Here is a 13,338-nt window from a genome sequence, read left to right as displayed (position 1 = left end):
GACCCGCCGATCACCCTTCGCTCGCCTCATCAGTCAAGCTGTCTGAGCCGCTGCATTCGCCAGCAGTATCAGAAACGGGGCAATCCCAATCCCAGATCCGTCGGGCAAACCAATGCCTCACATCGCGATCACCTGCCGGATCGCCTCGCCGCGGTCGAGCCGGTCGAAGCCCTCGTTGATCTGGTCGAGGGTGAGGGTGCCGGTCATCAGCTTGTCCACCGGCAGGCGGCCCTGGCGGTACATCGCGATGTAGCGCGGGATGTCGCGGGCCGGGACGCAGGAGCCCATGTAGCTGCCGCGCACCACCCGCTCCTCGCCGACGAGGCCGACCGGCGGCAAGGTGAAGCTGTGGTTCGGGTTGGCGAGGCCGGCGGTCGCCGTGGTGCCGCCGCGGCGGGTGATCCGGTAGGCGGTGTCGAAGGCCTTGACCGAGCCGGCCATCTCGAGGGCGTAGTCGACGCCGCCGTCGGTGGCGTCGCGGATCGCCGCGACCGCGTCGGGATCGGAGGCGAGGAAGGTGTCGGTGGCGCCGAGCTCGCGGGCGACCCGGAGCTTGTCCTCCGAGAGATCCACCGCGACGACGCGGCCGGCCCCGCAGGCGACCGCGCCGATCAAAGCCGAGAGGCCGACGCCGCCGAGACCCACCACCGCGACGCTCTGGCCCATCTGCACCCGGCAGGTATTCACCACCGCGCCGACGCCGGTCATCACCGCGCAGCCGAACAGGGCCGCCTCGACGAGGGGCACCTCGGGGTCGATCTTCACGATCGAGCGGCGCGAGATCACCGCATACTCGCCGAAGGCCGAGACGCCGCTGTGATGGCTCACCTCGGCCCCGTCGCAGCGGATGCGACGCGCGCCCGACAGCAGCGTGCCCTTGGCATTGGCGGCATTGCCCGGCTCGCACAGGGCGCCGCGCCCCTCGCGGCAGGGCGCGCAGCCGCCGCAGGTCGGCACGAAGGACATCACCACGTGGTCGCCGCGCTTCAGGTCGGTGACGCCGGGTCCCAGCTCCTCGACGATGCCTGAGGCCTCGTGCCCGAGCGCCACCGGCACCGGTCGCACACGGTCGCCGTTGATGACCGAGAGGTCGGAATGGCACAGGCCGGCGCCGGCGATCTTGACCAGCACCTCGTCCGGCCCCGGCGGATCGAGCTCAATCGTCTCGATGCGCAGCGGCCGGCTCTCGGCATAGGGCCGCCCGACGGGAGCGTGGTGCAGGATGGCGGCGCGGACGCGGTGGGACACGACAGGATCCTCCCAGCGGGGCGTCTTCCCGGCCCCGGCGCAGAGCAGGCTGGCAGCGGCACCGCGGCCGGTCAACCGGCCGCGGGCGCAGGGCGCGACGCCGCGTCGTGCTCAGGCGACATCCGGCAGGCCGGCCCGCCAGAACGGGCGCCCCGCCTCGGCGCGCGCCTCCGCCCGGGTGAGGCCGACATCGGCCAGGGTCTCGTCGGTCATGAAGGGGAGGTCGCGGGCGAGGCTGCGGCGGGCGCTCCATCGCCGGAACCAGCCCCGCAGGATCGCCACGCCGGCGAGGCGCGGTTCGTGCGCGCGGCTCACGGTCAGGCTCCGCGGGGCGCCGGCGGTGCGGGGCATCGGGAACGGGATGACGGTGGCGGCCACGGCAGGTCTCCTTCTCTCTCTGGCAAGGCAGAGCTACCCGGGACGGGCGCCGCCGTATATTGAGTTCTTCACCCCGCTTCGTGCGTAAAACTCACAGGGTCCGTCATGCGCCAGCTGCCGCCGCTCTCCTCGCTGCGCGCCTTCGAGGCCGCGGCGCGCCTCGGCTCGGTGACGAAGGCCGCTCATGAACTCGGGCGCACCCACGGGGCGGTGTCGCGCCAGGTGCGGGCGCTGCAGGATCAGGCCGGCACCGCCCTGTTCGAGAAGGCCGGCACGGGCCTGCGGCTCACCCCCGCCGGCGAGGCGTTCCGGAGCGTGGTGGCGGGGGTGCTCGACGACCTGGAGCGGGGCTACGGGCGGCTGCGCGATGCCGGGCGCGGCGCCAATGTCCACCTCGCCTGCGGGGCGACCTTCGCGATGCGCTGGCTGGTGCCGCGGCTGTCGGGCTTCTACCGCGAGCGGCCGACGGTGCAGGTGCGCCTCTCGATGACCTCGGCCCGGGAGACCCGCGACGACGGCGCCGACCTGGTGCTGACCTGGGACCGGCTCGCCCACCCGATCCGCGACGAGACGCGAGCGATCCGCCTCGGCGACGTTGCCTTCGGGGTGGTCTGCGCGCCCGACTACCCGGTGCGGATGCGGGACGGGCGGCTCGCCGCCGGGACCCGGATCGTGCACGAATACACCCCGCATTCCTGGCCGGCCTGGGAGGCGGCGACGGGCCTGCGCGTCGCGGCGGAGCGCGATATCGCCTTCCCGCATAACGGCCTGTGCATCGAGGCCGCTTTGTCGGGCCTCGGCGTCGCCCTGGTGGAGCAGGTGCTGGTGCGCGACGACCTCGCGGCGGGCCGCCTCGTCGCGCCCTGCGGCCTCCACCGCTTCCCGAACGGCTTCGCGGCGGTGCCGGCAGCGGACCGTCCGCTCTCGCCCGCCGCCTCCGCCTTCATCGACTGGCTGCGGCGAATGCTGGCCGAGGAGCCGTAATCCCCCGATCCCGGGGCACACCGCGATCGCCCGGAAGCATGACGTAGCGGAATCGCAGGATAGTGCATTGCCTGCCCCTCGTGCAGGCTTGCCCCAGCGCAGAAGTGCCGTGAGGCAGCGTCATTCGTACGGCGTCCAAGTATCCACCTGCGTTGCGCGAAAGACACGGAGCCGGATACACGCTCGCAACAGAGCCTAGATTGCCCAATTTTTGAGCAAACGCACAATAAAAGGTTTTGCCACGATGCGGCCACACTGCCAGCTTGACCGCAGTTGGACCCGGCCAGCGTCGGCACCCGCCGAGCCGGCCCCAGATGGACTTCCCGACCGTGGCAATGCGCTTCACCCTCAGCAGCCTGACCGTCGCCCTGCTGTCGACAGGGTCCGCCCTGGCCGCCGACCTGGCCGCCCCGGCCCCTGCCCCGGTGGCCGTTGTCGAGCACTGCAAGGCGACCCTGTCGCTGCCGGCCTATGGCGGCGTGATCAAGCCGAACCCGAACCCGTCCTGCTTCATCCTCGGCGGCTTCGGCGACATCTATGTCGGCGGCGCGCTCACTGGCTACGCCTACACCCAGACCAATCCGTTCCCGTTCTCGGCCGCGCCGCTGCCGAGCGACCGGGCGGCCCGGGTCGACTTCACCAACATCCAGGGCTGGATCCAGAAGGCCGACGGGCCGTTCCAGTTCTACGTCCAGGCCGGCGCCTACGCGATCCCGGCCCTCGGCTTCCTCAACTACAGCGCCCTCGACCAGACCGACCTGCTGTTCACGCCCCTGCCGGTCGCCTTCGGCAAGTACGTGTTCAACGACCAATGGTCGATCCAGGGCGGCCGGATGCCGACCCTGATCGGCACTGAGGCGCCGTTCACCTTCCAGAACCTGAACATCTCCCGTGGCCTCCTGTTCAACCAGGAGAACATCATCAACCACGGCGTGCAGGTGAACTACAGCGACGGCCCGTGGTCGGCCTCGGTGGCCGGCACCGACGGGTTCTTCTCCGGCAACATCAGCTGGCTGACCGGCGCCGTCACCTACAAGCTCGACGACAACAACACCTTCGGCATCAACGGCGGCGTCAACCTCGATCGCACCGACGTGCTGTCGCGCAGCCTGCGCTACTCCTACGCGACGCCGCTGTTCCAGCAGAATAGCGGGATCCTGTCGGTCAACTACACCTACTCGAACGGGCCGTGGACGATCACGCCCTACTTCCAGTACACGAACGTCGCGCGGGACAACCGGATCGGCATCGTCGAGGGCGCCTCGACCTATGGCGGCGCGGTTCTGGCCAGCTACACCTTCACCGACAACTTCGCGCTCGCCGGCCGCGTCGAGTACATCGCCCAGACCGGCGACCGGTTCTCGGGCGGCACCAGCCTGCTCTACGGCGCGGGCAGCTCGGCCCTGTCCTTCACCGTCACCCCGACTTTCACCTTCGACCGCTTCTTCGTCCGCGGCGAGTATTCGCGGGTCCAGCTCTACGACATCACCCGCGGCGACCTCGCCTTCGGCACGCTCGGCACCGGGTTCGGCCGCACCGGCAACCGCACCGCGCAGGACCGCTACATGATCGAGGGCGGCATCACCTTCTAACACCCCCCCGATCACCTGGCGTCCCTTCGCGCCCGCCCGGCATCCCCGGGCGGGCGCCTTGCGTTTCAAGCGGCTTGCGCTGGGCTCGGGCAGGATTACAGACCCGAGCAGTCTCCCCGGAGCCCGCCCGATGAGCTTCCTGCCCGATACCCCGACGCTGCTCGCCTATCTCGCCGCCTGCCTGGTGCTGTTCGTCACGCCCGGACCCGACATGAGCCTGACGCTCGCCCGCACCATCGGGTCGGGGCGGCGTGCCGGGATCGTGACGGTGCTGGGTACGAGCCTCGGCACCCTGATCCACACGCTGGCCGCCGTGCTCGGCATCTCGGCGCTGATCGCCGCCTCGGCCACCGCCTTCACAGTGCTGAAGGTGGTGGGGGCGCTCTACCTCGCCTGGCTGGCGGTCGACGCGCTGCGCCGCGGCTCGTCCCTCACCGTCCGGGCCGAGAGGGTGCGGAGCGGCCTGTGGCGCACCTTCTGGCTCGGCCTCGGCGTCAACCTCACCAACCCCAAGGTGGTGCTGTTCTTCCTCACCTTCCTGCCGCAATTCGTGCGCGCCGACGCCCCCGACCCGACCGGCCAGCTCGCCTTCCTGGGCCTTACCTTCGTGGGCCTGACGCTGCCGCTCGGGATCCTGATGGTGCTCGGCGCCGCCCGGGTCACCGGCGCGCTCCAGGCGCGGCCGCGGCTGATGCGGGGGATCGACTGGCTGTTCGCCGGGCTGTTCGGCACCTTCGCGGCCCGCATCCTGCTGACGGTGCGCTGACCGACGCCTGCCCGACCCGTCAGGAGGCGGCGGTGTCCACCCCTGCGACGAGGCGCAGACGGGGCGCCGTCGGCCGCGCCTCGGCCCGGCAGGTGCGGTTGCGGCCGGCGCTCTTGGCGGCGTAGAGCGCGGTGTCGGCCGCCCGGTAGAGCTCGGCCTGCGCGCCGCCTGCGGCCTCCGCGAGGCCGATGCTCACCGTCACCGCGCCGGGGCTGAGGCCGGCGGAGGCCACCGCCAGGGTCGCCACTTCCTCGTGCAGGCGCTCGGCGACCCGCGCCGCCCCCTCCGCGTCGGTACCCGGCAGGATCACGCCGAATTCCTCACCGCCGATCCGGCAGACGAGGTCGTGCGGCCTGTGGATGCAAGCCGACAGGCAGCGCGCCAGCCCGCGCAGGATCTCGTCGCCGACCGCGTGGCCGTAGCGGTCGTTGAAGCGCTTGAAATGGTCGGCATCGACGATCAGCAGCCCGACGGGCTGACCGCTGCGGGACGAAGCCTTCAGGGCCACCGCCAAGGCCTCGTCGAAGCGGCGCCGGTTCGGCAGCCCGGTCAGCCCATCGGTCATCGACAGGCGGGCGAGCTCGGCCTCGACCGCCTCGCGCCGCCGCAACTCCCGCCCGCACAGCAGCGCCAACAGCACCGCGAGGCCGAACAGGGCGAGCAGGGTGAGGCCGATCATCAGCGCCTTGGCGCGCCACCCAGCCTCGATCTCCTCGGTGCTGAGCCCGATCGACAGGACGAGGGGGAACGCGCCGACCTGCGTGAAGGTGAACAGCCGGTGGACGCCGTCCCGGTTCGCCCGCTCGGAGAAGCGTCCCTTCCCCTCCCGGATGAAGCGCTGGAAGTTGGAGCCGCCCGACACGTCGGCGCCGACGTCGCGCACGTCGTAGGGGTAGCGCATGATCCGGATGCCGTCCTGGCGGATCAGGTTGATGCTGCCGTTCCGGCCGAGGTCGATCTGGGACAGGATCTGGGTGAAGTGGGACAGCTTCAGCGTCGCGACCGCAACGCCGCCGAACGACCCGTCCGCTTTCGTGATGCGCCGGCTGAACGCGACCGTGTAAGCGCCCGACATCCGCGACAGGTAGGGCTTGCTGATGTAGAGCCCAGCATCCGGGTTGCGCTGGTGGACCTGGAAGTAGTCCCGGTCGGCGAAGGAGCCGCCGGCCCTCGCCGGATAGTGCGAGTTCAGGAGGCCGGTGCCGTGCTCGTCGAACAGCACCAGGATACCCATGCCGTCGGCGGTCACGACGCGGTCGAACAAGACCAGCTGAAGCAGCGGCTCCGACGCATCGACGAGGTGCGGGCTCGCGATCTTGGCGATTACGCCCTGCAGGGCGAGGTCCATGATCTCGACGTTGCGGGCGATGTCGGTCTCGATCACCTGCAGCAGGTTGCGGGAGGTGTCCTCGGACCGGGCCCACATCTCCCGCCGCAGCTCGTAGAGCATGAAGGCGGAGACGAGCAGCATCCCCAGGGGAGCCAGCACGCCGAGCACGATCCAGACCCGGACAGTCTTGATCGCGGCAAGGAGGCGGCGCGGCGACGGCATCGGGCGGAGTCTCTCGGAAAGACGTCAGGAGGAACTCGACCGTGCCCCCGCGAGTCTAAACGAGACTCTCACGAACCCACTTGTCCCGTCCGTCTTCCACAGATCCGACCAGCCGGCGACTGCGGTAACGTGTGAGATGATTGACACAAACCCAAGGGCAGGGTGGGCGCCGGCTCACCGCCGCGGCGCCGCCCACATCGTCGCGGCCCCGCGCCCGGCGAAGCGCCCGGCGCCGAGCCAGTAGATCAGGCCGGCGATGCCGCCGGCGCAGAACAGGATCGCCGTCACCCGCCCCTCCCCGGCCTCGATCCCGGCCCTTGCGGGCCCGGCGCCGCCGCGCATCAGCCAGGGCAAGAGCGCCGTGAGGAGCCCGGTGGCGCCGCCGTACCAGGCGAGGGAGCGCCAGCCCAGCACCTCGCCGACGACCGCGTTGAGCGCCGGCGGCACCGCGACGAGGAGCAGGATGGCGCGCCCGAGGCTCACCGCCCCCTCGACCATCGCGGGGTCGGGGGCGTAGCCCTCGGCGAGGTCCGACAGCACGGCCTCCAGCCCCGACAGGCCGAGGGTGCCCATGAGGTCGCGCAGGACCGGGTCCATGACGACGCCGATACCGAGGGCGAGGGCGCCGCAGGCGACCGCCATCAGGAGCGCGGTCGCGACGGCGAGGAGGCGGCCGAGGGACATCGGGCCGGCTCAGTCGTCGTCGTGCGCGGCGGCGTAGACGCCCTCGGCGCCGATGCCCTCCTCGAGCATCAGCCGGGCGCGGGCACGCAGCTTCTCGGTCTCGCTCTTGAGCTGGCCGCAGGCCGCCAGGATGTCCCGGCCCCGCGGCGTGCGCACCGGCGAGGCGTAGCCGGCATTGAACACGATCTCGGAGAAGCGCTCGATCCGCTCCCAGTCCGAGCACTCGTACTTCGAGCCGGGCCAGGGATTGAACGGGATCAGGTTGATCTTGGCCGGGATGCCCTTGAGCAGGCGCACCAGTTCGCGTGCCTCGGCGTCGGAATCGTTGACGCCCTTCAGCATCACGTATTCGAAGGTGATGCGCCGCGCGTTCGACACGCCCGGATAGTCACGGCAGGCCTGGAGCAGGTCGCGGATCGGATACTTGCGGTTGAGCGGCACCAGCTCGTTGCGCAGGTCGTCGCGCACGGCGTGGAGCGAGATCGCCAGCATGGCGTTGGCCTCGAGGCCGAGGCGCTCGAATTGCGGCACCACGCCGGAGGTCGAGACGGTGATGCGCCGGCGCGACAGGCCGAGGCCCTCGTGGTCGCTCATCACGCCGACCGCGTCGATGACGCTGTCGACGTTGTAGAGCGGCTCGCCCATGCCCATGAAGACGATGTTCGAGACGAAGCGCGAGCCGTCGACCGGCACGAAGGCGCCCTTCGGCGGGGTCTTGCCGGGCCAGTCGCCGAGGCGGTCGCGGGCGACCACCAGCTGCGAGACGATCTCCTGGCACGACAGGTTGCGCACCAGGCGCTGCGTGCCGGTGTGGCAGAACGAGCAGGTCAGGGTGCAGCCGACCTGCGACGAGACGCAGAGCGTGCCGCGGTCGTTGGCCGGGATGTAGACGCACTCGATCTCGGCGCCGCGGTTGTGGTCGTGCCGGCCGGTCGGCGGCATGCGGATCAGCCACTTGCGGGTGCCATCGCGCGACACCTGCTCGCTCACCACCTCCGGCCGGTCGAGGGTGTGGATACCGGCGAGCTGACCTTTCAGCACCTTGCTGACATTTGTCATCTCGTCGAAGGACGAGGCGCCGCGCACGTTGATCCAGTGCCAGAGCTGGCCGGCGCGCATGCGCTGCTCGCGCTCGGGCACGCCCACGGCCGCGAGCCTGCCCTTCAGGGCCTCGCGGGTCAGGCCGACGAGGGAGGTCGGACCGGTGGTCTCCAGCGCCTCGGGACGGATCTCGGGCGTCTTCTCGATCGCCGGACCTTGCGCTGCTGGTACGGCGCCTTCCCCGCGCCGGGCGGTGTCGAACGACGCCGTCGCCATGAGTTTACAGACCTTCGAATGAAACGGATTACGGCCGCATATAGGGGTATTCGGGCCGGAACGCGATGGGGCGGTGGGACATCGCGTCGAGCGCAGACCACCGATGCCGCTGAATCCCACCTCGCCATCCCGGGGCTCGGCGCAGTCGAGAACCCGGGATCCATAACCGCTGACGATGCCGAATCAGGCGGATCGCGTTCCGCTTCGTCCTGAGATCTCGGCGGTTATGGATCCCGGGTTCCGCTTTCGCGGCCCCGGGATGACACGGAGGATGTCACGTCTGTCGGCCCGTACGAACAGGCTCTCGCATCACGGTCGTGCCCTGAGCCCCGGGACGATGCAGAGCCTGGGCGCTACTTGCACTCCTCGCGCGTGCGCTTCATCGCCTCGCCGAAGCCGTCGAGGGCGTACTCGTCGGTCGAGGCGTTGCCGCGCTGCGAGACGGCCTTGACGACGACCTTCTTGCCGCGGCTCATCTCGGCCACGACCTTGCTCTCGTCAGCCGGGTTCTGCACCCAGGCATTGGCGCCTTTCACCACCAGCGCGTAGCGGGCCGAGCCGATCGCGAGGCTCGGATCGGAGGCGCTGGCAGCCGGGGCCGGCACCGCGCCGTTCGCCGCGGCGGTGGTGGTGGCTTGGCCGCTGCCGGGCTTCGGCGCGAAGCCCAGCATCACCGCGACCTCGTTGTTGACCTTCTCGCCCTTGCGCACGGTGACGAAGAGGTAGGCCGGATCGCGCTTGAGGCTCTTCGGCAGGCGCACCTGCGGCTGGCTGATGGCGTAGCAGATGCGCGACTTGCCCTCGCCGGCGGCGAAGACGTTCCAGTCGCCGAAGGTGCCGATCGGGCTGGCCTGGAGGCTCGCGGGCGCGGCCTCCGCCTTGGGCTTTTGCCGGGCATCGGCGGGCAGGGCGAGGGCGAGCAGGCCGAGGGCGGCGAGGAGGGATGCGCGAATCATGCGGGCATTCTAATCGTGGAGTGTGCGCTTGCCCACCCGATTGCCGGAAAATGCGGCGAAATCAGTGGGGTACAGCGCCTCGCCGCCGATTTGCTGCACTGCACGAATGACCCGGAGCCGCCGGTGGGGCATGGTTCGGCGAGGAAACGCCCGCTTGAGAGGCCGCGAAGGTCGCATGAACGCCCCATCCCCGTCGGACCTGCCCGAGACCATCCCGGTGCGCGAGGCGCACCGCTTCCCGACCGAGGCGCTGGAGGCGTTCCTCGCGCAAGCGGGGCTGGGGCGGCTGAACGAACTACGCCAGATGCGCGGCGGGCAGTCGAACCCGACCTTCCTGGTGATGGCCGAGGCCGGCGAGTACGTGCTGAGGAAGCAGCCGCCGGGCAAGCTCCTGCCCTCCGCCCACGCGGTCGACCGGGAGTTCCGGGTGCTGCAGGCGCTCTCGCGCACCGACGTGCCGGTGCCGCAGGCGGTGGCCTACTGCGCCGACGCGAGCGTCGTCGGCACGCCGTTCTACCTGATGGAGCGGCTGCACGGCCGGGTGTTCTGGGACCCGATGCTGCCGGAGCTGCCGCGCGAGGAGCGGGCGGGGATCTATCACGGCATGAACGAGGCGCTGGCGCGCCTCCACCTGGTCGAGCCTTCGGCGGTCGGCCTTTCCGATTTCGGCCGTGCCGGCAACTACTTCCAGCGCCAGATCGAGCGCTGGTCGAAGCAGTGGGTCGCCTCGAAGACCCGCGAGAACCCAGGCATCGACCGGCTGGCCGAGTGGCTGCCGGCCCATATCCCGGCCGACAGCGACGAGACCCGGATCGTCCACGGCGATTTCCGCCTCGACAACATGATCTTCCACAAGACCGAGCCGCGGGTGATCGGCATCATCGACTGGGAGCTGGCGACCCTCGGCCACCCGCTCGCCGATCTCGGCTACAACTGCATCGCCTACAACACCGACCCGTCGGCCTATCGCGGCATGCTTGGGCGCGACCTGCCCGCCCTCGGCATCCCCACCCAGGACGAGTACGTGCGCCGCTACTGCGAGCGCACCGGGCGCCGCGACGGCATCACCCCGTTCCACGTCGCCTTCGCGCTGTTCCGCCTCGCGGTGATCTTGGAGGGCGTGCTCGCCCGCGCGCAGGCCGGCAACGCGTCGAGCGACGAGGCGAGCCAGAAGGGCGCGCTCGGCATCGCGCTGGCCGAGCGGGGCTGGGAACTGGCGCGGGGCTAAGCAGACTTGCGTTGGCAGGCCAACGCTTCGTCCGCTTAGCTTCTTGTCATATCGCAGATTTTTGTCGCAAAACCGGCGGCTACTTTTGCGAAATCTGCTTAGCCCGCCTCGCGCTCGCGGCGGCGCTGGAGGCGGGTGACGCCGTAGATCGTCGCGAGCCGCAGGCGGGCGGAGCGGACCGGCGGGGCGCTGCGCTCCGCCTGGACCGCCGCGATGGTGCGGAGCGCCGCCGCGACGGAGCGCTCCAGATCCGACTGGCTCTGGGCGGCGGTCTCCTCGCCGCGCGGGGTACGGACGGGCTGCATCGGGATGTCCCCTCCTCTGGTCTTGATCTTCGTTTGAGCCCGACAATCCGGCGCGGTCGGGGCCGGATCGTGGCAGGTCCAGGCCCCGATTAAGACTTTGTTCAACCCTCCACAGGTCGTTGCCCCGCGCCAGCCGAGACGGCGTCAGATCACCGGCAGGCCCGGCCAGGCGGCCGCGCACGCCGCGGAGGCCGCCGCGACGTCGAACACCCCGTCCATGCCCTCGCGCCAGAGCGAGAACAGCGTCGGCGGGCTGAGCGCCAGGACGGCGTGGACCTCCCGGCCGCCGAGGCGCACTTCAGCGCCGAGACGCCGGGCGAGCGCCCGCATCCGCCGGTTGCCGGGCAGGCAGCGCAGGTGCAGCCGGCGCGTGCCGCCGTTGCGGGCGGCATCAAGGAGGCGCTGGCCGAGCGCGGCGCCGAGACCGCGGCCGCGATGGCCGGGCGCCACCGCGAAGGCGATCTCGGCCTCGGCGTCATTGCCCGCGGGGCGCAGCTCGCCGACGCCGCGCAGGGCGCCGTCGATGAAGGCGCCGAAGATCCGGCCCTCAGCGGCGACGGCCTGCGCCGCGTAGGACGCGGCCCGGGCCTCGCTCACCGCGCCCATGAAACGGTCGAAGCGGGAATCCGGGTCGAGGCCTTTAAACAGCGACACGACCGCGTCGCGGTCGCTCGACCAGAGGCGCCGGACCAGGATGCCGGCGGGGAGTCGGGTAGGCTGGAGGCGATCTTGCATTCTCGAGGTGTGCTCCGAACGGTGACGGCACGATCTCGAGCGTTTCCCCATCCCGGTCGCCGACCGGGATTGTGCAATGCGGGAGATGGGGACGGCGTTCCGATGCTGCACGGCACAACGGCCGTGCCGCCGGCGCATGCACCCGTCATGATCTGACCGCATTGCCGGGATCCGCGCGGATTGCACGGACCACGCCCGCGCGATAAGCCGCCCCGGTGACCCAAAGCCCCGCTTCCACCGCCCGCGGCCCGGTCGCCGCCCGCTACGACGCCCTGGTCGAGTCGGGCGCGATCGAGCGCGATCTCGCCCAGACCGGCCTCGTCGCTCACCTCGACGGCGTGATCCGCGACCTGGCCGAGGCGCCGCCACCGGCGAGCCCCGGCGTCCTCGGCCGGCTGTTCGGCCGCAGACCGGAGCCGGTCGCCGGCCCGCGCGGCCTCTACGTCTGGGGTCTCGTCGGCCGCGGCAAGACCATGCTGATGGACCTCTTCCACGAGGCGGCGCCCGGCCCGAAGCGCCGGGTCCATTTCCACGCCTTCATGGGCGACGTGCACGAGCGCATCCACCGTCACCGCCAGGCGGTGAAGCAGGGGACCGCTAGAGGCGACGACCCGATCCAGCCGGTGGCCGAGGCGCTGGCGGCGGAGGCGCGGCTCCTCTGCTTCGACGAGTTCACCGTCACCGACATCGCCGACGCGATGATCCTCGGGCGGCTGTTCACCGCGCTCTTCGCCCGCGGCGTGGTGATGGTGGCGACCTCGAACGTCGAGCCCGACCGGCTCTACGAGGGCGGGTTGAACCGCGCCCTGTTCCTGCCCTTCATCGAGCAGCTGAAGGAGCGGGTCGCGGTGGTGCGGCTCGATTCGCGCACCGATTTCCGCCTCGAGAAACTCGGCGGCAGCCCGGTCTACCACGTGCCGGCGGATGCGGCGGCGCAGGCCGCGCTCACCGGCGCCTTCCGGGCGCTGTCCGGCGAGCCTCAGGGCCGGCCGACGACGATCCAGGTCAAGGGCCACGACGTGGCGATCCCCGAGGCCGCGGGCGGCGTCGCCCGCTTCACCTTCGCGGATCTCTGCGCCCGGCCGCTGGGCGCCGCCGACTACCTCGCGCTCGCCGAGCGCTTCCACACCGTGATCGTCGAAGAGATTCCGGTGATGGACATGCCCCAGCGCAACGAGGCCAAGCGCTTCATCATCCTGGTCGACGCGCTCTACGACACCCGCACCAAGCTGCTCGCCTCCGCCGCCGCTGAGCCGACCGGACTCTACCTCGCCGATTCCGGCCGCGAGGCGTTCGAGTTCGAGCGCACGGTCTCGCGCCTGATCGAGATGCGCTCGGAGGAATACCTCGCCCTGCCGCATGGACGGCCGGATTCGGAGGCCTCGGGCAGCACGACGGGGCTGGTGGAGACGTAATACTCTCGTGTCTTCGCATCAGCGCCGGCGCCCGTTCGGGCTTGGCCGCCACCGTCGAACGGGCCCGTCCGACGGTGGCGGTGCGAGGCCCGCTTCTTGATAGCGCCGCATTTCGCGCGCCGAAGCGGTGGCGCATTCTCTCTGTTAGACCGTTCCCGAGGCCCCCGATGACCCCCTC

Annotated in this window: 13 protein-coding genes; 5 read left to right on the top strand and 8 right to left on the bottom strand. The window is 70.8% G+C overall.

From position 1 onward, the window contains the following. Nucleotides 1-117 precede the first annotated feature (117 nt). Together ABZT49_RS18265 and ABZT49_RS18260 are read right to left on the bottom strand one after the other, a co-directional pair. Nucleotides 118-1,248 carry a zinc-dependent alcohol dehydrogenase family protein gene (locus ABZT49_RS18265; protein WP_355287781.1) on the bottom strand — a complete coding sequence of 377 codons (1,131 nt, stop codon included), beginning with the start codon at nt 1,246-1,248 and terminating at the stop codon, nt 118-120. A 111-nt stretch (nt 1,249-1,359) separates the two neighbouring features. Continuing rightward, the gene (locus ABZT49_RS18260; protein ID WP_355287779.1) at nt 1,360-1,626 is read right to left on the bottom strand and encodes a DUF1127 domain-containing protein; all 267 of its coding nucleotides are present in this window, start codon (nt 1,624-1,626) and stop codon (nt 1,360-1,362) included. A gap of 105 nt (nt 1,627-1,731) precedes the next feature. Here ABZT49_RS18260 and ABZT49_RS18255 point away from each other — a divergent pair, with 105 nt between their 5' ends. From ABZT49_RS18255 to ABZT49_RS18245, 3 genes are all read left to right on the top strand, one after another. Continuing rightward, nucleotides 1,732-2,610, top strand: a complete 879-nt coding sequence (locus tag ABZT49_RS18255) for a LysR substrate-binding domain-containing protein (RefSeq protein ID WP_355287777.1) — start codon at nt 1,732-1,734, stop codon at nt 2,608-2,610. 314 nt (nt 2,611-2,924) lie between these two features. Continuing rightward, the gene (locus ABZT49_RS18250; protein WP_407943527.1) at nt 2,925-4,202 is read left to right on the top strand and encodes a porin; all 1,278 of its coding nucleotides are present in this window, start codon (nt 2,925-2,927) and stop codon (nt 4,200-4,202) included. A gap of 130 nt (nt 4,203-4,332) precedes the next feature. Beyond that, nucleotides 4,333-4,968 (top strand): LysE family translocator, encoded by a 636-nt coding sequence (locus tag ABZT49_RS18245; RefSeq protein WP_355287775.1) that lies wholly within the window; start codon nt 4,333-4,335, stop codon nt 4,966-4,968. A 19-nt stretch (nt 4,969-4,987) separates the two neighbouring features. Here the strand turns inward: ABZT49_RS18245 and ABZT49_RS18240 are convergent, their stop codons facing one another. From ABZT49_RS18240 to ABZT49_RS18225, 4 genes are all read right to left on the bottom strand, one after another. Further along, nucleotides 4,988-6,520, bottom strand: a complete 1,533-nt coding sequence (locus ABZT49_RS18240) for a sensor domain-containing diguanylate cyclase (RefSeq protein ID WP_355287773.1) — start codon at nt 6,518-6,520, stop codon at nt 4,988-4,990. A 174-nt stretch (nt 6,521-6,694) separates the two neighbouring features. Continuing rightward, complete coding sequence (locus tag ABZT49_RS18235) at nt 6,695-7,204, bottom strand: hypothetical protein (RefSeq protein ID WP_355287772.1); 510 nt, start codon at nt 7,202-7,204, stop codon at nt 6,695-6,697. A gap of 9 nt (nt 7,205-7,213) precedes the next feature. Next, nucleotides 7,214-8,521, bottom strand: coding sequence for a 23S rRNA (adenine(2503)-C(2))-methyltransferase RlmN (gene rlmN / locus ABZT49_RS18230; RefSeq protein WP_355287770.1), 1,308 nt, complete (start codon nt 8,519-8,521; stop codon nt 7,214-7,216). 353 nt (nt 8,522-8,874) lie between these two features. Next, entirely contained in the window at nt 8,875-9,477 is a 603-nt protein-coding gene (locus tag ABZT49_RS18225; protein WP_355287768.1) for a hypothetical protein, read from the bottom strand. 175 nt (nt 9,478-9,652) lie between these two features. Here ABZT49_RS18225 and ABZT49_RS18220 point away from each other — a divergent pair, with 175 nt between their 5' ends. Further along, nucleotides 9,653-10,705: a phosphotransferase gene (locus tag ABZT49_RS18220; RefSeq protein WP_355287766.1), complete on the top strand. Its 1,053-nt coding sequence runs from the start codon at nt 9,653-9,655 to the stop codon at nt 10,703-10,705. A gap of 98 nt (nt 10,706-10,803) precedes the next feature. Here the strand turns inward: ABZT49_RS18220 and ABZT49_RS18215 are convergent, their stop codons facing one another. Both ABZT49_RS18215 and ABZT49_RS18210 read right to left on the bottom strand, forming a co-directional pair. Continuing rightward, entirely contained in the window at nt 10,804-11,010 is a 207-nt protein-coding gene (locus ABZT49_RS18215) for a hypothetical protein (protein WP_355287764.1), read from the bottom strand. Between the two features lie 144 nt (nt 11,011-11,154). Next, nucleotides 11,155-11,745, bottom strand: a complete 591-nt coding sequence (locus ABZT49_RS18210) for a GNAT family N-acetyltransferase (protein ID WP_355287762.1) — start codon at nt 11,743-11,745, stop codon at nt 11,155-11,157. Nucleotides 11,746-11,960: 215 nt separating this feature from the next. Between ABZT49_RS18210 and zapE the strand changes: the two genes are divergently transcribed. Further along, nucleotides 11,961-13,160, top strand: a complete 1,200-nt coding sequence (gene zapE, locus ABZT49_RS18205) for a cell division protein ZapE (protein ID WP_355287760.1) — start codon at nt 11,961-11,963, stop codon at nt 13,158-13,160. Nucleotides 13,161-13,338 lie beyond the last annotated feature (178 nt).

It is taken from the genome of Methylobacterium sp. EM32 (assembly GCF_040593685.1).
Lineage (GTDB): Bacteria > Pseudomonadota > Alphaproteobacteria > Rhizobiales > Beijerinckiaceae > Methylobacterium.
The sequence above is the reverse complement of the archived record's forward strand: the minus strand, read 5'-3'. Positions and strand labels throughout refer to the sequence as shown.

Excerpts from the sequence above, each read along its gene's own strand:
- ABZT49_RS18255 (WP_355287777.1), top strand. The coding sequence starts at position 1,732 with ATGCGCCAGCTGCCGCCGCTCTCCTCGCTGCGCGCCTTCGAGGCCGCG.
- ABZT49_RS18250 (WP_407943527.1), top strand. The coding sequence starts at position 2,925 with ATGGACTTCCCGACCGTGGCAATGCGCTTCACCCTCAGCAGCCTGACC.
- ABZT49_RS18245 (WP_355287775.1), top strand. The coding sequence starts at position 4,333 with ATGAGCTTCCTGCCCGATACCCCGACGCTGCTCGCCTATCTCGCCGCC.
- ABZT49_RS18240 (WP_355287773.1), bottom strand. The coding sequence starts at position 6,520 with ATGCCGTCGCCGCGCCGCCTCCTTGCCGCGATCAAGACTGTCCGGGTC.
- ABZT49_RS18235 (WP_355287772.1), bottom strand. The coding sequence starts at position 7,204 with ATGTCCCTCGGCCGCCTCCTCGCCGTCGCGACCGCGCTCCTGATGGCG.
- rlmN (WP_355287770.1), bottom strand. The coding sequence starts at position 8,521 with ATGGCGACGGCGTCGTTCGACACCGCCCGGCGCGGGGAAGGCGCCGTA.
- ABZT49_RS18225 (WP_355287768.1), bottom strand. The coding sequence starts at position 9,477 with ATGATTCGCGCATCCCTCCTCGCCGCCCTCGGCCTGCTCGCCCTCGCC.
- ABZT49_RS18220 (WP_355287766.1), top strand. The coding sequence starts at position 9,653 with ATGAACGCCCCATCCCCGTCGGACCTGCCCGAGACCATCCCGGTGCGC.
- ABZT49_RS18215 (WP_355287764.1), bottom strand. The coding sequence starts at position 11,010 with ATGCAGCCCGTCCGTACCCCGCGCGGCGAGGAGACCGCCGCCCAGAGC.
- ABZT49_RS18210 (WP_355287762.1), bottom strand. The coding sequence starts at position 11,745 with ATGCAAGATCGCCTCCAGCCTACCCGACTCCCCGCCGGCATCCTGGTC.